The 20,917-nt window shown below is 69.4% G+C and carries 20 protein-coding genes; 9 read left to right on the top strand and 11 right to left on the bottom strand.

Translation table 11 applies throughout. The annotated features are described in order from the left end of the window. The first annotated feature begins 2 nt into the window (after positions 1 to 2). The 5 genes from FZ938_RS17620 to FZ938_RS17640 are packed head-to-tail and all read left to right on the top strand — an operon-like array spanning position 3 to position 5,798. A complete protein-coding gene (locus FZ938_RS17620; RefSeq protein WP_149199768.1) occupies positions 3 to 1,346 on the top strand; it encodes a lysine N(6)-hydroxylase/L-ornithine N(5)-oxygenase family protein in 1,344 nt (447 codons plus the stop codon). 19 nt (positions 1,347 to 1,365) lie between these two features. Then, positions 1,366 to 3,588, top strand: a complete 2,223-nt coding sequence (locus FZ938_RS17625; protein ID WP_149199769.1) for a TonB-dependent siderophore receptor — start codon at positions 1,366 to 1,368, stop codon at positions 3,586 to 3,588. Beyond that, complete coding sequence (locus FZ938_RS17630; protein ID WP_149199770.1) at positions 3,585 to 3,926, top strand: iron uptake protein; 342 nt, start codon at positions 3,585 to 3,587, stop codon at positions 3,924 to 3,926. The genes FZ938_RS17625 and FZ938_RS17630 overlap by 4 nt, the downstream gene beginning before the upstream one ends. Then, positions 3,923 to 5,497 carry a PepSY-associated TM helix domain-containing protein gene (locus FZ938_RS17635; RefSeq protein ID WP_149199771.1) on the top strand — a complete coding sequence of 525 codons (1,575 nt, stop codon included), beginning with the start codon at positions 3,923 to 3,925 and terminating at the stop codon, positions 5,495 to 5,497. Before FZ938_RS17630 ends, FZ938_RS17635 begins: the two co-directional genes overlap by 4 nt. Then, positions 5,490 to 5,798, top strand: coding sequence for a DUF3325 domain-containing protein (locus tag FZ938_RS17640; protein ID WP_149199772.1), 309 nt, complete (start codon positions 5,490 to 5,492; stop codon positions 5,796 to 5,798). Before FZ938_RS17635 ends, FZ938_RS17640 begins: the two co-directional genes overlap by 8 nt. On the opposite strand, the gene FZ938_RS17645 is transcribed toward FZ938_RS17640, so the two are convergent. From FZ938_RS17645 to FZ938_RS17695, 11 genes are all read right to left on the bottom strand, one after another. Then, on the bottom strand, positions 5,758 to 6,465 hold the full coding sequence (locus tag FZ938_RS17645; protein ID WP_149199773.1) for a (5-formylfuran-3-yl)methyl phosphate synthase: 708 nt from the start codon (positions 6,463 to 6,465) through the stop codon (positions 5,758 to 5,760). The genes FZ938_RS17640 and FZ938_RS17645 overlap by 41 nt on opposite strands. Further along, a complete protein-coding gene (locus tag FZ938_RS17650; RefSeq protein ID WP_149199774.1) occupies positions 6,462 to 7,079 on the bottom strand; it encodes a DUF447 domain-containing protein in 618 nt (205 codons plus the stop codon). Before FZ938_RS17650 ends, FZ938_RS17645 begins: the two co-directional genes overlap by 4 nt. Then, the gene (locus FZ938_RS17655; RefSeq protein WP_149199775.1) at positions 7,076 to 8,494 is read right to left on the bottom strand and encodes a DUF6513 domain-containing protein; all 1,419 of its coding nucleotides are present in this window, start codon (positions 8,492 to 8,494) and stop codon (positions 7,076 to 7,078) included. The genes FZ938_RS17650 and FZ938_RS17655 overlap by 4 nt, the downstream gene beginning before the upstream one ends. Beyond that, entirely contained in the window at positions 8,487 to 9,053 is a 567-nt protein-coding gene (locus FZ938_RS17660) for a flavoprotein (RefSeq protein ID WP_149199776.1), read from the bottom strand. Before FZ938_RS17660 ends, FZ938_RS17655 begins: the two co-directional genes overlap by 8 nt. Beyond that, positions 9,050 to 9,766 (bottom strand): amino acid kinase family protein, encoded by a 717-nt coding sequence (locus tag FZ938_RS17665; protein WP_246457347.1) that lies wholly within the window; start codon positions 9,764 to 9,766, stop codon positions 9,050 to 9,052. Before FZ938_RS17665 ends, FZ938_RS17660 begins: the two co-directional genes overlap by 4 nt. Positions 9,767 to 9,770: 4 nt before the next feature. Then, complete coding sequence (locus FZ938_RS17670) at positions 9,771 to 10,268, bottom strand: dihydroneopterin aldolase (protein WP_149199777.1); 498 nt, start codon at positions 10,266 to 10,268, stop codon at positions 9,771 to 9,773. Positions 10,269 to 10,471: 203 nt separating this feature from the next. Next, positions 10,472 to 11,491, bottom strand: a complete 1,020-nt coding sequence (locus FZ938_RS17675) for a GlxA family transcriptional regulator (RefSeq protein ID WP_149199778.1) — start codon at positions 11,489 to 11,491, stop codon at positions 10,472 to 10,474. 347 nt (positions 11,492 to 11,838) lie between these two features. Next, on the bottom strand, positions 11,839 to 12,648 hold the full coding sequence (locus FZ938_RS17680) for a formylmethanofuran dehydrogenase subunit C (RefSeq protein WP_149199779.1): 810 nt from the start codon (positions 12,646 to 12,648) through the stop codon (positions 11,839 to 11,841). Beyond that, positions 12,645 to 13,550: a formylmethanofuran--tetrahydromethanopterin N-formyltransferase gene (gene fhcD / locus FZ938_RS17685; RefSeq protein ID WP_149199780.1), complete on the bottom strand. Its 906-nt coding sequence runs from the start codon at positions 13,548 to 13,550 to the stop codon at positions 12,645 to 12,647. The genes FZ938_RS17680 and fhcD overlap by 4 nt, the downstream gene beginning before the upstream one ends. Next, the gene (locus FZ938_RS17690) at positions 13,541 to 15,241 is read right to left on the bottom strand and encodes a formylmethanofuran dehydrogenase subunit A (protein WP_149199781.1); all 1,701 of its coding nucleotides are present in this window, start codon (positions 15,239 to 15,241) and stop codon (positions 13,541 to 13,543) included. The genes fhcD and FZ938_RS17690 overlap by 10 nt, the downstream gene beginning before the upstream one ends. Next, positions 15,234 to 16,586: a molybdopterin-binding domain-containing protein gene (locus FZ938_RS17695; RefSeq protein ID WP_149199782.1), complete on the bottom strand. Its 1,353-nt coding sequence runs from the start codon at positions 16,584 to 16,586 to the stop codon at positions 15,234 to 15,236. Before FZ938_RS17695 ends, FZ938_RS17690 begins: the two co-directional genes overlap by 8 nt. 225 nt (positions 16,587 to 16,811) lie before the next feature. Here FZ938_RS17695 and FZ938_RS17700 point away from each other — a divergent pair, with 225 nt between their 5' ends. The 4 genes from FZ938_RS17700 to mch are packed head-to-tail and all read left to right on the top strand — an operon-like array spanning position 16,812 to position 20,917. Next, entirely contained in the window at positions 16,812 to 17,846 is a 1,035-nt protein-coding gene (locus FZ938_RS17700) for a beta-ribofuranosylaminobenzene 5'-phosphate synthase family protein (protein WP_149199783.1), read from the top strand. Positions 17,847 to 17,896: 50 nt separating this feature from the next. After that, positions 17,897 to 18,799 (top strand): NAD(P)-dependent methylenetetrahydromethanopterin dehydrogenase, encoded by a 903-nt coding sequence (locus tag FZ938_RS17705; RefSeq protein WP_149199784.1) that lies wholly within the window; start codon positions 17,897 to 17,899, stop codon positions 18,797 to 18,799. Further along, positions 18,781 to 19,977: an ATP-grasp domain-containing protein gene (locus FZ938_RS17710; protein WP_149199785.1), complete on the top strand. Its 1,197-nt coding sequence runs from the start codon at positions 18,781 to 18,783 to the stop codon at positions 19,975 to 19,977. The genes FZ938_RS17705 and FZ938_RS17710 overlap by 19 nt, the downstream gene beginning before the upstream one ends. A 46-nt stretch (positions 19,978 to 20,023) precedes the next feature. After that, positions 20,024 to 20,917, top strand: a complete 894-nt coding sequence (mch, locus tag FZ938_RS17715; protein ID WP_246799054.1) for a methenyltetrahydromethanopterin cyclohydrolase — start codon at positions 20,024 to 20,026, stop codon at positions 20,915 to 20,917.

Below are 20,917 nucleotides of genomic sequence, written 5' to 3' on the forward strand. Positions count from 1 at the left end.
CGATGCATGGCATCCCTTCCCTCATCGGTGACGGCGGACGCGTCCAGGACCTCGTCGGCATCGGCTTCGGGCCCTCGAACCTTGCCCTGGCGGTGGCGTTGCGCGAGGCGGGGGCCGGTCTGGCCTGCCGCTTCCTGGAAAAGCGCGAAACCTTCGTCTGGCACGGCAACATGCTGCTGGACGGCAGCCGGATGCAGATCTCGTTCCTGAAGGATCTGGTCTCGCTGCGCGACCCGACCAGCCGCTACAGCTTCCTCAGCTATCTGCACGGCCAAGGCCGGCTGCAGGACTTCATCAACCTGCGGACCTTCTATCCCAGCCGGCGCGAGTTCAACGACTATCTCGCCTGGGTCGCCGCCGACTTCGACGATCTATGCGACTACGGGCTGGAAGCGACGGCCATCGAGCCGGCGCGGGTGGGGGAGGCGGTGCCGCATGTCCGCGTCCATGCCCGTGACCGGGCCGGCCGCGAACGGAGCTGGCTTGCCCGCAACGTGGTGATCGGGGCCGGGGCGACGCCGCGGATCCCCGACGCCTTCGACGGCCTCGTGCGCCGGGGTGGCGGGACAGGTCCGCTGGTGGTCCATTCCAACGATTATCTGGCCGTGGCCGAGGAGCTGGCACGGGCCGGCCGGGTCGCGGTGGTCGGGCTGGGGCAGAGCGCCGCCGAGATTTTCCTCGACCTGCATGGACGCGGCGTCGCGGTGGACATCATCGGGCGCGGACCGGCGATGCGGCCGGCCGACAGCAGCCCCTTCGCCAATCAGGTCTTCGACGCCGGCTACACCAATTACCTTTACGGCCTTCCCCCGGCCGAACGTGCCGACCTGCTGCGCGCCTTCCACAACACCAATTATGCCGTCGTCGACCCCGATCTCATCGATGCCGTCTACGGCATCTTCTATCAGCAGAAGGTCGAGGGGACGGCGCGCCACGCGATGCTGACCCGGCACGAGGTGGTGGCGGCCCGTAGCGGCAGTAACGGCGGCGATCGCGGCGGCCCGGTGCTCGACCTCGCCAGCCTGGACGGCGGCGGGCGTCACGAGCGGCGCTATGGCGCCGTGGTGCTGGCCACCGGCTATCGCCGCCGCATCCACGAGGAGTTGCTGCAGCCGATGGAGCGCTGGCTGGCCGGCGGGGAGGTCGGGCGCGACTACCGCCTGCCGACCGTCCCCGGCTGCACCGTCGGCCTGTATCTGCAGGGATGCTGCGAGGCGACGCACGGCCTCAGCGACACCCTGCTCTCGATCCTGCCGATCCGCGCGCAGGAAATCGCCGCGGCCCTGACGGCGGACGCCGACCGGGGCCGGGGCCAACAAATCCGCAAAACGACATCAGCACAGTGACGAATGGGGGACTTTAAGAATGAAGACCATCGGGCAGCCCGGACGCCGTTGGGGAAATGACAGGGGGCGCGTCCGCCTGCTGGGGTCGGTCGCGGCGGCAGCCCTGCTGCTGCCGGCCGTCGCACTGGCCCAGAATGCGGTCCAGAATGGGGCGCAAAACACCGGCAATGCCTCGTCCGAGACGATGACGCTGCCGACGATCGACGTCAGCGCCGACCGCCAGCGCGACGCCAACCCGCCGACCACCGTCGGCTCCAAGCTGCCGTCGGCGCCGCGCGAGGTGCCGCAGACCGTCACCACGGTGCCGCGCGAGCGCATCGAGGAACAGAAGCTCATCACGCTGGAAGACGCCATGCGGCAGACGCCCGGCGTCACGGTGGAGCCGATCGACGGCAACCGCCTGAACTTCTATTCGCGCGGCTTCGAGATCACCAACCTGCAGTACGACGGCGTGCCGACGACGCTGGACGACCGCATCTTCGCATCGCCCGATCTGGCGATGTACGAGAGGGTCGAGGTGCTGAAGGGTCCGGCCGGCCTGCTGAACGGCATGGGCGGACCGGGCGGTGCGGTCAATCTGGTCCGCAAGACTCCGAAGAAGACGCTGGAAGGCTATGGCGAGCTGACCGCCGGCTCCTATGCCAACTATCGCGGCGAAGGGGACATCACCGGTCCGCTGAACGAGTCCGGCAGCCTGCGCGGGCGCTTCGTCGGCGCCTATCAGGACCGCAACGCCTTCCAGGACTGGACGGAGCAGCGCCGCGGCCTCGCCTATGGCAGCATCGCCGCCGACCTGACGCCGGACACCACCCTGACGGCAGGCGCCTGGTACCAGCGCATGAGCTACCAGGGCGCCTGGAACCTGCCGGCCTATGCGTCGGTGGTGGGCGGGCGGCCGCAGCTGCGCCTGCTCGACGTCGACCGCTCGACCTCGCTGGGCGAGAAGTGGAACGAGGACGTCTTCACCACCAAGGGCGGCTTCGCCGACCTGGAGCACCGGTTCGACAATGGCTGGGCGGTGAAGCTGGCCACCCATTACATCGACAACGAGATGGACCGGAAGATGGCGTATGCCTACGCGCCGGTCACGCCGGGAGTGAACCGGACGACACTGTTCGCCCAGAAGGTCCGCTACGACCAGGAGCAAATGGGGGCCGACCTGTCGACCACCGGCAATTTCGGGCTGTTCGGCCTGACCCACGAGGTGGCCGTCGGCGCGAATTACGAGCGGACGACCTTCCGCCACCGCGCGGCCAATCCGGTCGGCAGCTGGTCGGTGACGCAGAACATCTTCTCGCCCGACGCCTCGGCGGCCGAGCCGGCCTGGCGGGACTGGCAGAAGGACACCAAGACCACCACCGACAGCTGGGGCACCTACGGCGTCCTGCGCCTGAAGCTGGCCGAGCCGCTGAAGCTGATCGTCGGCGGGCGGATGAACTGGTGGCAGACCAAGGTCGATGCCGATGCGCTGGCCGGGACCGCGGAAAGCAGCGCGTCCGTCCGCGGCAAGGTCACGCCCTATGCCGGCCTCGTCTACGACGTCAACTCCACCTACGCCCTCTACACCAGCATCTCCCAGGTGTACGAGCCGCAATCCTACGTCGATGCGTCCGGCAAGGTGCTGGAACCGTTGAAGGGGCGGCAGTATGAGGCCGGCATCAAGGCCGATTACTTCGGGGGCCGCCTGCACGCAACCGCCTCCGTCTTCCACATTGAGGAGGAGAACCGGCCGCAGTCCGACCCGCGCTTCCCCAACCAGTCCATCTACGTCTCCGGCGGCAAGGCGCAGAGCCGCGGCTTCGAACTGGATGTCTCAGGCGAGATCCTGCCGGGCTGGGACGTCTATGCCGGCTACACCTTCACCCGTGCCAAGAGCCTGGACAGCAGCGCCAACGCGGCGAGCGCCTTCACCGCCATCGCGCCGATGCATCAGGTGAAGCTGTGGACCAACTACCGCCTGCCCGAGACCATCGACGACCGGCTGAGCGTCGGCGGCGGCGTCACCGCCCAGACCTCGATGTACAACGAGTTCCCGTCGCTGAACTACGCCCGCCTGACCCAGGGCGGCTATGCGACGGTGGACGCCCGCATCGCCTATGACGTGACGGAGAAGGTGACGGCGGCCGTCAACGTCAAGAACCTGTTCGACCGCACCTATTACCAGCGCGTCGGCACGCCGCAGTCGGGCAACATCTACGGTGAGCCGCGCACCGTGCTGCTGACCCTGCGGGCGAAGCTGTGACGGAGGCGAAGGCCCAGCGGCAGCGGACCGTTGCCGGCAACGGTCCGAAGCGGAGGCCATCGCGCCTCCGCACCGCTGTGCGGGTGACGGCGGCGGTCTTCGGCGCCTATGGCTTCGCCTGGGGCATCGCCGCCTTCGGGGCGGAACTCGGGACGCTGGCCGGCATGGCCCCGGCCGAGGCGGTGACCGCGGCCAGCCTGCTCGCCCTCCTGGTCCTGCCGGCGGTGTCGCTGTGGGCCTTCGCGGTGCCGAGGGCCGGCGTCGGCTGGGCGGTTCTGGGCGGCGGTGCGGTCCTGATGATCGCAGCGTCGCGTCTTGTCGGGATCACGGCGCCATGACGGCGGGTAAGCGCAAGCTGATCGGCCCGGCGCTGCGCGCCGCGATGCTGTGGCCGCACACCTGGGCGGGGGTGACGCTCGGCGGGCTGCTGATGCTGGTCTTCTTCATGGGCTCGCTGGCGGTCTTCGCCTCCGAGATCGACCGCTGGATGATGCCGGACACCCGGATCGGCGCGGTGGAGGCGCCGGATGCGGCGGTTTCGCTGGATCGGACGGTGGTGCCGCTGGTGGAGCGGCTCGCCGCCGGACGGGAGGTCCGCGACTGGTATGTGCAGCTGCCGGACGAGCGGCGTCCGGTGATGGCCCTGCGGGTGCGCACGGAAGGCGGCAATGCCGGCGGCATGGCGACCGCCGGCGGCACTCTGCTGCCGCCGGTGGGAACGCTGGGCGCCAGCTCCTTCTTCTATCCGCTCCATTACAGCCTGCACCTGCGGGCGGGCTTCGTCGGCTATTGGATCGTGTCCTTCGCGTCGGTGGCGATGCTGGCCGGGCTGATCTCCGGCGTCATCATCCATGCGCGGATCTTCAAGGACTTCTTCACCTTCCGCAGTTGGGGCCAGCTTCGCCGTTCGCTCCTCGACCTGCACAACCTGACCGGGGTGCTGGTGCTGCCCTTCCACCTGATGATCACCTTCACCGGGATCGTCATCATCCTGCCGATCGTTCTGCCGGCGGGCGTCCAGGCGCTCTATGGCGGGGACGTGCAGCGCTTCTACGATGACGCGCTCGGCAACTACAGCCGGCCGCGCGCCGGCATCGCTGCGGCGGCGGCACCGCTCGATCCGATGCTGGCCGAGGCGAGGCGCCTGTGGGGCGGCGGCGAGCCCGCGGTGGTCTTCGTCTACAATGCGGGCGATGCCGCATCGGTGGTCCGCATCAACCGTGACACCGGCGACCGCATCAGCCTGGATGTCCAGCCGGTCTTCTTCGACGGCGTGACCGGCGCGCTGCTGAAGTACCAGCCGCCGGGACCGATGGTGGCGGCGCACCGGGTGATGTCGGGGCTGCACTTCGCCGCCTTCGAGCATTGGCCGCTGCGCTGGCTCTATTTCCTGTTCGGCTTGGCCGGCTGCGTGCTGATCGGCACCGGCATGCTGCACTGGATGGAGAAGCGGCGCGTCGTCCATGGCCTGCCCGGCGTGGGCTGGCGCAGCGTCGCCGCCCTGACCTGCGGTACCACCACCGGGCTGCTGATCGCCACGCTGGCGATGATGGCGGCCAACCGCCTGCTGCCGTCGGGGGTGCCGTCACGCGAGCTGGTCGAGGTGGGCGTCTTCTTCCTGACCTGGATCGCCAGCGCCGTTCATGCCGCGGTCCGCACCAAAATCGATCCGCCCTGGAGCAGCCAGTGCACGGCCGTCGCCCTGCTGGCCGCGGCGTGTGTGCTGATGAACTGGATCACCACCGGGGAGCATCCGGTTCGGGCGGCGGCGGCCGGCGACTGGGCGGTGGTCGGCGTCGACGCCGTGCTGGTGCTGACGGCGGCCGGTGCGTGGCGCGTCTCCAGGCGTCTGGCCCGGCGCGCGCGGCCGGAGGCGTCCACTCTGTCGAGGCTGACCGACCATGCCTGATATCCTGTCCTTCCCCGCGATCTTCGGCCTCTGCTACCTCGCCTTCGGGGCGCTTGCCCTGACGGTAGAGCGGCATTGGCGCGATCTGGTCGATTCCCGGCGGGCCCTGCCGCGGCGGACGGTCCTCCGTCTGCGCTGTGCTGCGGTGCTGTGCATGGCGGCAGCACTGTCAGCGGCGGTGCACCGGGACGGCGCCGGCTTCGGCATCCTGCTTTGGGTGCTGGCGCTGACCGCTGGTGCGCTCGCCGTCAGCGCCACGGTCACATGGCTGTGCAGGCCGGCGCGCGGCCGGACGCGGTGACGCTTCGGACGACGCCGGCAACCCTGTCCGGGTCGATCACGTCGCCCCGTGCGCCGCCCCGGCACAGGGCGCCGCGAAAGCCGAGGATCGACGGGCCCAGCGTCGCCAGCGGAGCGATGTCGGCAAGCCTCAGGGATCCCGCCAACCCCGCCCACAGCCCGGCGTCGCGCGCCAGTCCGATGAAGTCCGCCAGCGCGGCGGCCGACAGGTGATCGCGGAGCGTGCGGCCATCCTTAAGGCCGGTGTCCAGCATCACACCGATGAAGCCGGCATCGGCCATGGCGTCGACCAGATCCGGGGTGGGGCTTGTCATGTCGGCCAGGATGACGCCGACCAGCGCCGCGGTGCCGCGCGCCTTCGCCGCCGCGGCGATGCAGGCATGCGGATCGCCCCCGGCGCCGATCCCTATTTTCACGATGTCCACGCCGGTGGTCGCCGTCCCGGCGACGGCGGTCGCCACGCCGTCGGGTTTCATCGGCAGGTCGCCGATGGTGGCGCTTACCGGTCTCCGCCCGGCAACGGCCGCAAGACAGGCGCGGATCGTGCCGGCCGGCAAGGCGCCCAGGGCGCCGTCCTTCGGGTTCTTCAGGTCGATCAGGTCCGCCCCGGCCCTTACCGCGATTTCGGCTTCCTCGGGATTGGTCACGCTGGCGAGCATGCGGATCATGGGCGAACCTGTGGCTTGGTCTTGTCGGAAGCGTCCGTTCCAACCGGTTCCGGCGCGGGCATCTCGGCGCGGAAGGCGGCCACGCGGTCGCACAGCCAGCCCCAGGCCTCCCGCTCCCGCGTGCCGGCGGTCTTCTCCACGGCGATGGCAAGGTAGGCCATCTCGCGCTCCACCTTTTCCCACGGCAGCAAATCGAGGCGGCTGCACAGGATCGCCGCCTCGATCACGGCGGCGGCGGCGCGGTTGTGGCCAGCGAAGGGCCGATGCGCCTCTTCGTGGACGCTCCGGCAATGGAAGCGCGGGCGTACCGGGTCGGTCTCCATCCGGACCACCTCCACCTCCCAGTGAGCGAGGCTGTCGGCCAGACGCACGCCGGCGATGGCGGTCGCCGGAACCAGCGGCCAGTCCCGCCGTCCGGTCAGGCAGCCGGCGAACAGCCGCGCGTCGTCGGTGAGGTTGATCACGGCCCGTCCTGTGGCCTCCAGCGCGGCGAGCGTGACGGAGGGGCGGAAGGGGGCGATCACCAGATCCTCCCCGTTGCGGGTAACGCCGAAGGGGGCGATGTGCGGGGTGCCGCCGGCGCCCAGCGTGGTGACGATGGTTTCCAGAATCATGATGCCTTTCCGCAGGCCCGGCGGCGCTCCTGCAGGGTTGTGCCCGCCGACTTGAAGCCGTGGGCGTCGCTGTCCGGATCGGCCGTCGCCTCGACGGCACAGCCCCAGGAGAGGTCTTCGTCCTGGACATAGCGCTTGCCAAGCTGCCAGGCGAGGAAGGCCTTGTGCAGTTCCACCCCCATGTAGAAGGCATGACCGCCATCCTCCGCCAACCCGAGCAGAGGGTAGAGGTGGTAGGGATCGGTCGCCACATGGTGGCCGTCGCGGTTGTAGACATGAACGCCGTCCTCCGCCACCTCCACCCGGAAGGAGGGATCGCGGATGCTGCGGGCGGTCTCGGCGATCTCGGCCGGGGTGCCGGCGAAGGGGCGGCGGTCGCGCAGAGCCATCAGCCCGTCGTCGATGCCCTTGGGCAGGCTGCCGCTTTCCGAGGCGGCATGCATGATCCGCCGCGCCCGGTCGGCCTCGCGCACCGCGGTGCGGGCGTGCGGGCTGACCTGAAGGGTGAGAACGGCACCGATCGACAGTTCCGACACCATGCCCATCAGCAGGGCGGTCGTGCCGGTGGTGTCGGCATCGGTCAATTCAGTCAGGTTGCCGATGCCCATCAGAATCTCGATGTCGGGATAGCGCCGCCGCAGATCGTGATAGCGCACCACCGAGTCCGTGAAGCCGTAGTGGATGGGGTCCAGCACTGGATCGGCGAGGAAACGCCGGCCGGCGGCCCGCAGCCGGTCGACGGCGCGGCACAGGGAATCGAGGTCGCGCGCCTTTCCCGGAATCAGGATCGGTGTGGCCGCCGTCTGGTCCAGCACCCACAGCGTGTCCTCGCTGAGGCTCAGCATATAGGAGGCGCCGGCCGCCGCGCCGCGCAGCAGTTCCTCCGGGTCGGCGCTGTCGACGCTGACGGCGTGGCCGGCGGCGACCAGGGCGGCGACCGCATGCTCCAGCCCGTCGAACCGTTCGCCGGGATGGCAGCCGAGGTCGATGACGTCGGCACCGTCGCGGCGCAGCCTTGCGGCGGTCTCCAGCAGATTGTCGATCGAGCGGTGGGGAGCGTCGATGATCTCGGCGAAGATCGTCACCCCGTGACGGGACAGGTCGGCCCGCGCCGCCCGCCCGCCGAGATAGGCGGGGATGTCGCGCAGCTCTTCCGGCCCGCGTTCGAAGGTGACGCCGAAATGCCCCGACAACGCTGTCAGGTCGCAACGGGTCCGGCCGGGCAGGATCACCCGGGCACCGGGTGGCGGGGGCGGAAGGCGTCGCCTGATCAGTTCCTCCGTCATCAGGGCGGCGACGCTGACGCCGATCTGCACCACGTCGAAGCTGAAGGGGGAGGACCCCATCCCGTCGAGCACCGCCCGCAGGCGCGGCTCCGCCAGCTTTCCGGTCACGAAGACGAGGTGCTCAGACATTCACGAGACGCTTTCCCAGACGCAGCATCAGCGCCGCTTCCAGTTCGGGAACGGTTTCGACGACGCTGGTCGCCTCGAACCCGCGCAGCCGTTCGACATTCTCCAGGTCGATGCGCCGCGGATAGACCGGCACCATCCCGTGCGGCGCCTCGGTCATCATTTCCGGCGCGGTGTCGCAGGCGAAGACGATGCAGGGCACCCGGCATTTGCCGGCCTGGGCGAAGGCGTTGGTCGGCAAGGTGTCGGAGATTCCCTGCACGCATTTGGCGACCGTGTTCGAGGTGGCCGGTCCCACCACCAGCGTGTGGTATTCGCCGAAATAGAACCGGCCGATCTGCGGCGCGCTGGCGGCACGGTCGCGGAACAGGCGGGTGCCCGGCGGGAAGTTGCCGTCGCGGCGGCGGTACATGCGCATGACCTCCTCCGCCGCCTTGCTGAGGAAGACGTCGAGCGGCGCCAGCCGCGCCATCAGGTCGAGCGTCTCCTTGATGTAGTGGCCGGATCCGGTCAGCGCCCAGGCCAGCCTCGGCGGAGCGGGTGGGGGCGACATCTCGTTCATGCCCGCACGCCCGGCAGAAGCTCCGCGTCCGGACTGCGCAGCAGGGGGCAGCCGGGAGACGCGCGGCCGGCAAGCGCCTCTTCCATCAGGATGTGGTTGTCGCGATGGATGCACCAGCTCTCGCCGGAAAAGCGCGCGCGCCAGTGCGGGAAGGCCGCGTCGACAAGTCCGTCGCGCGCCAGTGCCGCCGCATCGGTCGCCGCGCAGGGGCAGGGCCCCGACTTGACCAGCACCAGCGCCGCCGCGTCCAGTTCCACCGCCAGCCATGCCGCGAGGCTGTCGGAGGTGACCTCCCAGCTTTCGGCGATCTCGGGATGGTCCAGCACCATGGCGGACGGCAGCCACACCGCCGGCATCCGTGCCCGGATCAGCGACCGCAGCCGCTCGTGCGTCGCCGCCGTCTGCAGGGCCGGGCAGATGCCGTGCAGCATCAGCCCGAACTGCTCCATCGCCAGCAGGGCCATGCGATGGGCGAGGCGGTCGTCGAAACGCCAATTGTCCTGGGCGTCGCGCACGGCATCGGCGAAGGGGCCGCCGCCCGGCACGATGACCAGAGGGTGGAGATGGCCGGGACGGGCGATCAGGTCCAACCACGTCCCCAGCCGGTGCCAGTCCGACAGGCTGCCGCCGATCTTGATCACCCAGGGCCGCGCTGCGGCGTCTGTCGATCTGTCGGCTGCCGATCCGTCTTCCGGCGATGCGTTGGCCGTCATCGGATCAGATCCGCCGGTCGGCCATGACCATCAGGCGGTGTGACGCCGGCAGGGAGGAACCCGGCATCTGGTCGCGCGTCCGCTCCAGCCGGATGCCCGGAACCGCGACCCCGTCGTAAATGTCCAGCTTCGCCACCGACACGCGGGCCGACTGCACCTGTTCGTGGGCCAGACACATGCGGGCGATCTTTTCCGCCAGCATCTCGACCAGATTGGTGTGCTCGTCCATCAGGATCCGCTTCAGCCCGGACAGCAGATCGTCGTAGGACAGCACGTCGCCGATATCGTCGGAGAATTGGGCTCCGTCCTGGCGCACCTGCAGCAGAAGGTCGATGCGCACCCGCTGAGGCGCACCGCGCTCGTAATCGAAGACGCCGATCCGGCAGGGCAGGACGACGTTCTCCAAGAACAGCTCGTAGAGGCCGGCCGGGATGGAGGACAGCTGCGCGTCGGCCGTGGCGGCGCCGCGCGCGCATTGGGCGGAAAGGATCGTTTCGAGCATCGGTGCCGTCCTCCTTGCAGTTGTCCGGCGGGGCCTGACGCGGATCGGGTGCCGGGCAGGCCGATTTGTACCTTATCGGCGACCGCAGGAGGGCATGTGTTCGAATGCGACACCGAATTGACGATTCCCGCCGCCGCCCGCCTGTTTCCCCTGGGCCGGTCCCGACCCGCATCCCGATAGCCGGTGGGGTACCCGGTGCGGCATCAGGTCAGGCCGGCGAACTCGTGCGCGGCGGCAAGCGGGCTGTGCCGCTGGCTCTGGCGGTCGTTGCGCGGGGCGACGCCGAAGTGATCGCGGTAGCATTTGCTGAAATGGGTGGCGGAAATGAAGCCGCAGCTGATCGACACCTCCATCACCGACATGCGGGTCTGGCACAGCAGCTGCCGCGCCCGCTTCATCCGGAGGCCGAGATAGTATTTCGCCGGCGAGCAGTTCATGTATTTGCGGAACAGCCGCTCCAGATTCCTGCGGGACTGGCCCAGCTCCGCGGCGAGCGTCAGCAGGTCCAGCGGTTCCTCGATGTTGGCCTGCATCACCGCCACGGCGGCGTTGAGATCTTCGTGATCCAGCACCGGATTGGCATGCAGTTCTTCCTGCTGGCGGATGCTGCCGGCGCGGATCTTGGTGTGCAGAAGCTGTTCGGCGATGTCCATCGCCAGCTTCTCGCCATGCCGGGCGGCGATCAGGTGCAGCATCATGTCGGTGGCGGCGGTGCCGCCCGCGCAGGTGAAGCGGTTGCGGTCGATGGTGAACAGTTCCCCCGTCGCCTCGATCTCCGGGAAGGTCTCGGCGAAGCCCGCCATATTCTCCCAATGGATGGTGCAGCGGTAGCCGTTCAGCAGGCCGGCCCGGGCCAGGATATGGCTTGCCGTGCACAGGGCGCCGAAGGCGATCCCCTGGGCGGCCGACCGCCGCATCCACGAGAACATCGCCCGATCCTCGTACCAGTGGCCTCCGACGCCGCTGCACACCATCACGGTGGACAGCGCAGGGGCGTCGGCGATGGCGTGGTCGACGCAGATCCGGATGCCGTTGCTGGCCCGCTCGACACCGCCGTTCGGGGAGAGCAGCACCCAGCGATACAGCTCCTTGCCGCTGATGTGGTTGGCAAGGCGGAGAGGCTCCACCGCCGCGGTGAAGGCGATCATGGAGAAATCGGGAACCAGGAGAAAACCGATTGTGTCGACCTTGGAACCGCCGGACTGCTGTTCAATGCACTTCATTGTCCCGTGCCCCTCTTCCGCATTCCTGTTCGTATCGTCGTGGGTCGCGAATGGTCGGCGAACACGCTGCTTTCCCGCGGCCTTGTTTGCTTGGATGGCCACGTTCGGACGGGCGGGAGGACGATCCTTCTCCGCACCATCAGTTTTTTATGACAAGCAGCCTACGCAGGTTGCGGCCTGGCGACATTGAACAAAGCGGACATTATCCTTGAAGGAGCGCGACGTTGATCGAGTCGGGATTGTTTTTCATGCAAATCATCCGGGCTTGCGAACGATAATATCACCCGGCGGAGTAATCCCACACCCTCCAAACGGCTGAATCCGAATGATCATTGGGCGGGGATTTTTCAAAGGCAGGACAGCAGCTCGCCGCGTCCGCCGAATCCGCGATCGCCCAGCCAGCGGCGCGCCCGCCCGGTCAGGCCCCGGCAGGCGGGTGGAACCCCGTCCAGTTCGGACAGGTGGTTGTCGAGAAGCGACAGGAAGGGCAGCTGGTTGAGGCCGCAGTCGGCGAACCCCGGCAACGGATCGATCTCGCCGCGGAACAGGATGGTGCCGTTCCGCATGCCGTGGCCGGTGGCCGCTCCCGGCCTGCCGCCGATCAGCAGGCTGCCGGCGTTCATGTGCAGGGCGGCATAGGCGCCGGTATCGCCGCCGACGGCGATCAGTCCGCGCCGCATGCGTTCACCGACGCGGTCGCCGCAACTGCCCCGGACCAGGATTCGTCCGCCCATCATCCCCGTCCGTTCACCGGGCAGCGCGCCGCCCAGTTCGTTGCCGGCATCGCCGCCGATGGTCAGCACGCCGCCGCGCATGGCGGCACCCGCCGCCAGCCCCGCCGACCCCTCCACCACCAGGACTCCGCCGCTCATGCCGGTGCCGGCGCGATGGCCGACCGCTCCGGCGATGCGGATGGTGCCGCTGGACTGACCCGCCCCGACGAAGTCGAGCCGCCCGTCGCCCTCGATCTCGACGGTGTCGCCGGGGCCGCCCGACAGGTCGAACAGCTCGCCGACCACGACATGGCCGCGGCCGAGCCGCAGCGGCAGGGCGGCGATCTCCGTCACGGTCAGCGCCGCCAGCCGGTGCGGCAGCAGGGGAGAGGCGTCGACGCGGCCGGGCAGCGGGCCTTTCAGACGGAAGCTCAGCACGCTCATGGCAGCAGCTCGTGAAGGTGGAAGTGGTGGCGGCCCAGCTTGCCGCCGTAATTGCCGGCGGTGACGCCCCAGACGCCGGAGCCGCGACCGCGCTCGATCAGGCATTTCAGCCCGGCGGTGGTGGCTGCCGCGACATCGGCCGCGGTCAGCCCGTCGATGACGATCTCCAGCACCGATTCGACCTCGGCCGGAAGGCGGGAGCGGGGCAGGCCGCGCAGCGTCGGGCAATAGGCATCGTTGGTGGAGGCCGGCATTCCCTTGTACTTCGCCCCCACCTTGGAGCCGGAGCGCACGACCCCGCCCGGGAACGGCAGCACCACGTTGGGCACGGTGCGCATGGCGTCCGCCGCCGCTTCCGCCGCCTCCAGCGCCGCCATCCGGGCGTCGGCCAGGATCAGCAGGTTGCCGCCGCCGACGGCCGGGACGCTCCAACTCGATTCCTCGCACAGGAACTCGCCGTCCATCACCGGGATGCGCCAATAGCGCCGGCCGCCCACCAGCTTCGACATCTGCTGCCCGTCGCCGAAATAGCGCAGCTTCTGACCCATCGGGATCAGATCCTCTTTTGAGCCGCGCGGCACGCCGGAGAAGCAGGCGGTGCCGGGACAGGTCAGGATGCATTGGCCGAGGCGGGTTTCCACCTGCTTGCCCAGCACGCTGCGCCCGGTGGCGAAGAACAGCAGGGACACGCCGGGGCGTCCGTCCGGGGTTTCCTCCGGCGTCAGCTCCCGCTCGATTCCCGCCTCGCAGCCGCAGGCGATGACCGAGGTGGCGAAGCCGGTCGCAGCCATGCCGGCATGGCGCGCCCAGGCCGGCGTGTCGGCGGTCACGATCAGCCGGGTCGCCTTCATGTCGAAGGCCTCGGCATAGGTGTTCTCGATGTGGATGCCGTTCAGAAGCATGAGTCGGATGCCGTCAGGGTCGGAACGATGGACAGGCCGCCGCGGCCATGGTCGAGGATCTCCCCGTCCGCGATGCGGAAGTTGCCGAGCCGGACAGTCTGGTGATCCTCGAACCACGGCTTCAGCCGCCGTTCGATGGCGGAATCGAACTCCGGGCGGACGACGATGGTGTCGCCCCAGCCTGTGGCGGTCAGCTGTCCGTTCCGCGCCACCAGCCGGCCATTCTTGAACACCAGCGCGGGGGCGGCGAACATCGCCTCGCGGTCGGGCAGGTCGTCGTACACCACCACGTCGGCGACGGCGCCGGGGCGCAGATGGCCGCGGTCGCGCAGCCCCAGCACGCGGGCGGGGCCGGCGCGGGTCATGATGGCGATCTCCTCCAGCGTGTATTCGCGGTCGATGGAGCCGAGCCGGCTGTGCGCCGCCACGTCGGGATTGATCCGCGCAAGCTGCTCGTTGCGGAAGCTGCGGTCCATCAGCAGGCGGATCAGGTGGGGATAGCTGGTGAAGGGGCCGCCGTTCGGGTGGTCGGTGGTCAGATAGACCCGCCACGGATCCTCGATCAGCAGGAACAGCTCCAGCCCGATCGCCCATTGCAGGGCGTTGACGAAGGCCTTGTCGCGGTAGCGGAACGGCACCAGTCCGCAGCCGCCGTCGCATTCGATGTCGGTGCACACCCACTTGCGCGGGCTGGCGAGGCCGCTGTTGCGGAACTGCGACATGATGTCGGCCGACGCGGTGATGGTCTGGCCGAAGATGATCTGGCCGACATCGACCGAGATGTTCGGGCTGCGGTTCACCGATTCCGCGATCTCGGCGGCGGCCGAGGAGAAGCGGCGATCGCCCTCCGTCCCATAGCTGTGGAATTGCAGATGGGTAAGGTGGGCGGGCAGCCCGTCGAGTGCCGTGATGGTGTCGCGCGTCACCGATTCGTTGCCGGGGATGCCCAGATTGTTGCAGTGGACGTGCAGCGGATGCGGCACCCCCAGGTCGGACAGCGCGGTGGCCAACGTGGTCAGGATGCGGCGCGGCGTGATCCCGTAATGGGGATGCGCCTCATCCAGATCCAGGCGGCGCTGGTTGAACTTGAAGGCGCTGATGCCGCCGGGGTTCACCACCTTGACGCCGACCGCCTGGGTGGCGTGCAGGATCCAGGCGACATAGTCGTTGACCTCCGACTGGGTCGCCCCGGCAGCCAGCCGCTCCAGCAGGAAGTCGTCGTTGCCGAGAACGGCGTAGCAGCCCTTGTCGATGATCGGGACGTCGGCCAGTTCCAGATGGGTGTGCCGGGCATTAGACGGCAGCATCGCCGGTTCGAACGCCGCCGTGTAGCCCATCTCGGCATAGCGGTAGCCGGTGACGAAGCTGGATGGGGTGAACAGGCCGCTGCCCGACCGGCGCAGGCCGTCCGGGCCGCTGCCGTGCTCGCGATGCTCCTCCGGCAACAGCAGGCGGGCGAGGTTGACCTTGCCGCCGCCGATGTGGCTGTGGATGTCGATGGCCCCGGCCATGACGATGCGACCGTCCAGATCGACCACCTCCCCGATGCGGGCACCCTCCGGCGGCGTCGCGGCGATGTGGCCATCCTTCAGATACAGGTCGCGCGGCGGGCCATGCAGGGCGGTGCCGTCCGCGGCCCCGGCGGGGTCGCAGACGCGGCCGCCGCGCAGCAGGGTGTAGGCGTCAGACATGCGCTGTCTCCCGGATCAGGACGGGAAGAGGAGAGGCGGGAAGCCGGTCGAGCAGGGCGCTCAGCACCGCTGCGGCGGTCGGCAGGGAGGCGGCGGACGGCTTGCCGGAGGATTTGGGAAACCGCAGCCGGCGCAGCGGCAGGGCGGCGACGCCGTCGCCGCGGTGGATGCTGCCGGCATGGTCGAGGCCGGGGATGGCGACCGGGATCAGCACCTCCGGGTCGTGGGGCAGCGGCTGTCCGGGACGGGCCAACACGACCATCGGCGTGCGGGTGTCCGGCACTTCCGCCCCGTTCAGCGCCGAAAGCCAGAGCAGCGCATCGATCCCGTCCTCGGCCAACAGGCTTTTCAGCCGGTAGCGCAGGGGATCGTGTTCCGGCGGGCCGGCGCCGAGGCGGGAGCGCAGCGGCACGCCATATTGCCAGGCGCACACGTAATTGGCGCCCAGCGCGTTGCCCTTGCCGCCCAGCGACAGGCCGGCGCAGCGGGTGGCGGCGTTGGCGGTCACGACCAGCCGGTTGAAGGCCTCGACGGCGACATCGCCGGCCGCCGGGTCCAGCGTGGCGGCGACCCAGCCGATGACGCCGAAACGTGCGTCGCGCAACGCCGTGGCGACACGCGCGAGATCCTCCATCGCGATGCCGCCCACCCGGTCGCCATGGGGCCTGTCGCCGGCGACCATCTGCGACAGCGCGGCGGCGATGGCGGGGGCGTGGATCAGGTCGGCGGTCAGGCGTTCGAACCCGTCCGGCGCCGGGCCGTCGCCGGGACCGCCGTCGCTAGGACCAATTAGAAAGCCGCGCGCGGCTCCGGCATCACGGAACAGGGCGGTCGGCGGACGGACCAGCCGGTCGAACAGGCGGGGAGCGTGGCGATCGAACTCTGAGCCGAACAGCACGAACAGGTCGGCACGGTTGCGCACTTCGCCGAAGGTGGCGGTCATGGCGCCGGTCACCTGGAGGGCGCGCAGGCCGTGGAACAGGCTGTCGGACGCGGCGTGGTCGACCACCGCGCCCAGCCGTTCCGCCAGCGCCAGCGCCGCGGAGACTCCTTCGGTGTCGGCGGCCAGCCCGCCGACGGCCGGAAAGGCGGCGTTCCGCAGCAGCGCCGCCGCCGCGTCCAGCGCCGCGTCAAGCGGTACGGCACGGCCCTTTATGAAGCAATGGGCCGGCAATGCCGGAAGGGCGAACAGGGTGCGAGCGCGTGCGCAGCCGTTGCCGGTAATCCTGAGCCGGCCGCCCCGATCATGTGCAACCGTAAGGTCGTCACAGGCCATTGCGCAGAACGGGCAAACGACATCGCTCATCGGTGGCGGGAGATCGGTCTCGCCAATTTCGTTGTCCATGTCCTAAACCCCGCACGTGATGTCGGATGTGGCGAATTCTGAAAAGAATATGACGCGAGTAATCGAACCCAGTTTCTCATGAAGAAACGAGGAAAGCGGGATTCTTGATTTTGAACTTATTCAGATTGTGCGATTTTCTGTCGTCGTTTCCATTGATTTTATCGCCATCGATTTTATTATGTCTGAAAGGCGGCTGGTCGCCTTGGCTTTTGCGACAGGTAGGCCATGATTTGCGGCGAACAGCGACCGACGGTCGACGCGGTGCGGGTGGAGGTGCCCGCCCGGCTGCATCTGGGGTTTCTCGACATGGAGGGCGGGCTGGGCCGGCGCTTCGGCAGCCTGGGCCTGACGCTCGACGGGTTGGGAACGGAATTGACGCTGCTCCGGGGCGGCCCGGCGGGCGATGCCGCTGACCGCCCCGCCAGCAGGGCGAGGGGATATCTCGACCGGCTGTGCGCTGCGCTGGACGTGGAGAACCGATTTTCCCTGCGCCTGGGCCGGACGATCCCTTCCCATTCCGGACTGGGGTCGGGCACCCAGCTGGCGCTGGCCGTCGGGGCGGCCCTGTCGGCGATGACCGGCCGGCCATTGCCGCCGCGTCGCGTCGCCAGCCTGCTGGACCGGGGCGCCCGGTCGGGCATCGGGGTCGGTGCCTTCGAGCAGGGCGGCGTCATTCTCGATGGCGGCAAGGGTGCGTTGGACGAGCCGCCGCCGGTCATCAGCCGCATGGTCCTGCCGGAAACATGGCGGATGCTGCTGGTCTTCGACGATGCCAACCGCGGCCTGTCCGGGACGGCCGAGACGGTCGCCTTCCGCGATCTGCCGCCCTTTCCGGCAGACAAGGCGGCCTATCTGTGCCGGCTGGCGCTGATGGTCGGGCTGCCGGCGCTGGCGGAAGGGGATGCGATGCGGTTCGGTGCCGCCGTGACGGAACTGCAGAGCGTGGTCGGCGACCATTTCGCTCCGGCGCAGGGCGGCCGTTTCAGCAGCCCCGACGTGGCCGAGGTGCTGCGCTGGCTGCCGTCGGTCGGCGCCACCGGGGTCGGGCAGAGTTCCTGGGGGCCGACCGGCTTCGCGATCTTCGGCGATGCCGGATCGGCGGAACGGGCTGCCGAGGGCGCGCGGGCGCGCTGGCGGCTGCAGGCCAATCTGCGTTTCGTCGTCTGCCACGGGCGGAATCGCGGTGCGGTGGTGGAGACTTTCGCAGGGCGCGGCGCGGTCGCTGCCGGATATGAAACAGTCGCAAAAAAGACAGCGTAAGCATGTAAGGTGAAAGACAGTGCCATGAAGCGAACCAAGGACTTCGTTTCATGGAAAAGCCCTATATCTTGCACGCCATTACTGCGGTAAAGGCGGTCAGTCCATTTGACATCAACATGGCTTGCGATGCCGGTTATGGTATCATTGCGCCTTATACCAATGTCGAGACCGGTGAAGTCCCGGGTCTTGTCCAGGACATGATCTTCTCCCGTGCACCGGGCGACGCCAAGCGGACAGGCCTGTTCATCGCCGGCCGCGACATCCTGAAGGCGCTGGACATGCTGGAGGCGGCGCGCGGCGCCATGGTTCCGCCGTTTGAAATCTCGGTCTTCGCCGATCCGTCCGGCGCCTATACCACCGCCGCGGCGATGATCGCGAAGGTCGAAGCCCAGCTTGAGAAGACCGGGATGGGTCTGGCCGGCGCGCGGGTCGCGGTGTTCGGCGGCAAGGGACCGGTCGGCGGAATCGCGGCGGTGCTGGCGGCGCGTGCTGGCGCGTCGGTGCGGCTGGTCGGCCATGACGGCGCCGCGTCCGTCGCGGAGCGGGCGGCGTCCTACATTCAGCGGTTCGGCGTGACGCTGGGCGCGGTGGACGGTTCGACCGACGCGCACAAGGCCGCCATCCTGGAGGAGACCGACGTGGTGCTGGCGGTCGCCCGCGCCGGCGTGCAGGTGCTGAGCCGCGCGCAGATCGCCGCGGCCCCGTCCGTGCGGGTGGTGGCCGACGTCAATGCCGTTCCGCCGGCCGGCGTTGAAGGGGTGGATGCCTTCAGCGATGGCGCTCCGATCGAGGGAACGGATGCGGTCGGCATCGGCGCGCTCGCCATTGGCAATGTGAAGTTCAAGACTCAGCATGGCCTGTTCAAGGCGATGCGCGAGGCGACCAAGCCGGTCTATCTGGCCTTCGACGACGCCTTCACCCTGGCCCGCGCCCAATGCCGCAAAGCGGACTGATCCTGGTCGCCGCCTTGTCGGGCCGCGCCATCGCCCAGGCGGTGGCGCGCACCGGCGCCGTGGTGGCGACGCTGGACCAGTTCGGCGACGCCGATGTGCCGGCACCTGCCCGCCGCGTGGCGGGCGATCCGGTCGCGGGCTTCGACGGTGAGGCGCTGATCGCCGCCGCGCGTGCGCTGGCTCCGCCGGGCAGCGGTCTGGTTGTCGGATCGGGGTTCGAACAGGCGCCGGAGTTGCTGGCTGCCCTGCTGGGGGCCGGTCCCTACCGTTTGCTCGGCAACGGGCCGGAGGTGGTACGGGCGGTCAAGGATCCAGCCGGTTTCGCTGCACGGCTGGCGACGCCTGGACTGGCAAAGATGGGCGTCTCGCACCCGGAAACACGGACGGAGGTTCTTGAAGATGCCGTTCCGGGAGAGTGGCTGATCAAGCGGACGGGAGCGGCCGGGGGCGGGCATATCCTCCCCTGGAACGGCGGTTCGCTGCCGGGCGGGCATTATCTGCAACGGCGGGCGGCGGGCCTTGCGGTCTCCGTCGCCTTCATCGCCGACCGCTCCGGCAAGTGCGAACTGGTGGCGATCAGCCGTCAATGGGCCGATCCGGCGCCCGACGCGCCCTTCCGCTATGGCGGTGCGGTGCTGCCGGCGGCGGTGCCGCAGTCACTGGCCGCCCGGCTGGCGGAAACGGCACGGCGCATCGCGGCGGCCTTTGGGCTGGCCGGGCTGAACAGCCTGGATCTGCTGGTCGATGGGGACGCGGTATCGGTGCTGGAGGTCAACCCGCGTCCGGGCGCCACGCTCGACCTGCTCGAACGCCACCGGCTCGGCGGGGTGATGCGCGCCCATCTCGACGCGGCGGCCGGACGCGGTTGGAGCCTGGGGCCCCCACGCCCGGGCGTGATCGCCGGCGCGGTGGCCTACGCCGCCGCAATGCTGACGATGCCCGCAGGTTTCGCCTGGCCCCCCTGGTGCGCCGACCTGCCGCGCGCCGGCAGCACCATCGAAGGCGGACAGCCCCTGTGCAGCGTCACCGCCTGGGGCGGGGATGAGGAGGAGGCGCGGCGGCGCCTGTCCCGCCGTATCGAGCACATCGTCGCCGACTGCGCGCGGCGGGGTTGTCTTGTGGAGAAAACCGGCCCTATGGAGAAAACCGGCGATGTCGTCCCTTCCCTTCAGTGTTAACCGGCTTGCCGCCCCCTTGGTGCACGCGTTGGTGGCGGATGCCGCCATGCTGCGGATCGGCGTGGAGCAGCATCCCGCCGGCTGCACCGTGATCGATGCCGGCATCGACCGGCCCGGCAGCCTGGAGGCCGGGCGCCGCATCGCCGAGATCTGCATGGGCGGCGCCGGCAGCGTGCGCATCGCCATGGATTCGCCCTTCGCCCGCTGGCCGGCGCAGGTGACGGTCGGCGCCGCCGATCCGGTGCTCGCCTGCCTGGGCAGCCAATATGCCGGCTGGAGCCTGTCGGGCGAGAAATTCTCGGCCCTGGGATCCGGCCCCGGCCGCGCCCTGGCGGTGAAGGAGCCGCTGTACGCCGAACTCGGCTATCGCGACATGGCCGACCGCGCCGTGTTGGTGCTGGAGACCGACAAGCGGCCGCCGGCCTCGGTGGTGGAGAAGGTGGCGCGCGATTGCGGCGTTCCGGTGGAGCGCGTGACCCTGATCCTGACGCCGACCCGCAGCCCGGCCGGCATCGTCCAGATCGTCGCCCGCGTGCTGGAGGTGGGGCTGCACAAGCTGCACGCCCTTCATTTCCCGCTGGAGCGGGTGCGCGACGGCGTCGGCTGCGCGCCGCTGCCGCCGCCGGGCCGCGACTTCGTCCAGGCGATGGGCCGGACCAACGACGCCATCCTGTTCGGTGGCAGCGTCCATCTGCTGGTCGACGGGCCGGACGACGACGCGGCCGATCTCGCCGCCCGCCTGCCCAGCTCGGCCTCCGCCGATTATGGCCGCCCCTTCGCCGACCTGTTCGCGGCGAGCGGCTACGACTTCTTCAAGATCGACCCGATGCTGTTCAGCCCGGCCCGCGTGATCGTCACGGCGTTCGAGAGCGGGCGGAGCTTCACCGCCGGGGCGCTGGCTCCGGCGCTGCTCGACCGCTCCTTCGGCATCGACGGGTAG

The organism is Azospirillum oryzae, assembly GCF_008364795.1.
Taxonomy (GTDB): domain Bacteria; phylum Pseudomonadota; class Alphaproteobacteria; order Azospirillales; family Azospirillaceae; genus Azospirillum; species Azospirillum oryzae.

Coding starts and splice junctions, on each gene's coding strand:
- FZ938_RS17700 (WP_149199783.1), top strand. CDS start 16,812: ATGATTTGCGGCGAACAGCGACCGACGGTCGACGCGGTGCGGGTGGAG.
- FZ938_RS17660 (WP_149199776.1), bottom strand. CDS start 9,053: ATGAACGAGATGTCGCCCCCACCCGCTCCGCCGAGGCTGGCCTGGGCG.
- mch (WP_246799054.1), top strand. CDS start 20,024: ATGCTGCGGATCGGCGTGGAGCAGCATCCCGCCGGCTGCACCGTGATC.
- FZ938_RS17640 (WP_149199772.1), top strand. CDS start 5,490: ATGCCTGATATCCTGTCCTTCCCCGCGATCTTCGGCCTCTGCTACCTC.
- FZ938_RS17690 (WP_149199781.1), bottom strand. CDS start 15,241: ATGTCTGACGCCTACACCCTGCTGCGCGGCGGCCGCGTCTGCGACCCC.
- FZ938_RS17620 (WP_149199768.1), top strand. CDS start 3: ATGCATGGCATCCCTTCCCTCATCGGTGACGGCGGACGCGTCCAGGAC.
- FZ938_RS17705 (WP_149199784.1), top strand. CDS start 17,897: ATGGAAAAGCCCTATATCTTGCACGCCATTACTGCGGTAAAGGCGGTC.
- FZ938_RS17645 (WP_149199773.1), bottom strand. CDS start 6,465: ATGATCCGCATGCTCGCCAGCGTGACCAATCCCGAGGAAGCCGAAATC.
- FZ938_RS17670 (WP_149199777.1), bottom strand. CDS start 10,268: ATGCTCGAAACGATCCTTTCCGCCCAATGCGCGCGCGGCGCCGCCACG.
- FZ938_RS17680 (WP_149199779.1), bottom strand. CDS start 12,648: ATGAGCGTGCTGAGCTTCCGTCTGAAAGGCCCGCTGCCCGGCCGCGTC.
- FZ938_RS17710 (WP_149199785.1), top strand. CDS start 18,781: ATGCCGCAAAGCGGACTGATCCTGGTCGCCGCCTTGTCGGGCCGCGCC.
- FZ938_RS17655 (WP_149199775.1), bottom strand. CDS start 8,494: ATGTCTGAGCACCTCGTCTTCGTGACCGGAAAGCTGGCGGAGCCGCGC.
- FZ938_RS17635 (WP_149199771.1), top strand. CDS start 3,923: ATGACGGCGGGTAAGCGCAAGCTGATCGGCCCGGCGCTGCGCGCCGCG.
- FZ938_RS17675 (WP_149199778.1), bottom strand. CDS start 11,491: ATGAAGTGCATTGAACAGCAGTCCGGCGGTTCCAAGGTCGACACAATC.
- FZ938_RS17625 (WP_149199769.1), top strand. CDS start 1,366: ATGAAGACCATCGGGCAGCCCGGACGCCGTTGGGGAAATGACAGGGGG.
- FZ938_RS17665 (WP_246457347.1), bottom strand. CDS start 9,766: ATGACGGCCAACGCATCGCCGGAAGACGGATCGGCAGCCGACAGATCG.
- FZ938_RS17695 (WP_149199782.1), bottom strand. CDS start 16,586: ATGGACAACGAAATTGGCGAGACCGATCTCCCGCCACCGATGAGCGAT.
- FZ938_RS17650 (WP_149199774.1), bottom strand. CDS start 7,079: ATGATTCTGGAAACCATCGTCACCACGCTGGGCGCCGGCGGCACCCCG.
- fhcD (WP_149199780.1), bottom strand. CDS start 13,550: ATGCTTCTGAACGGCATCCACATCGAGAACACCTATGCCGAGGCCTTC.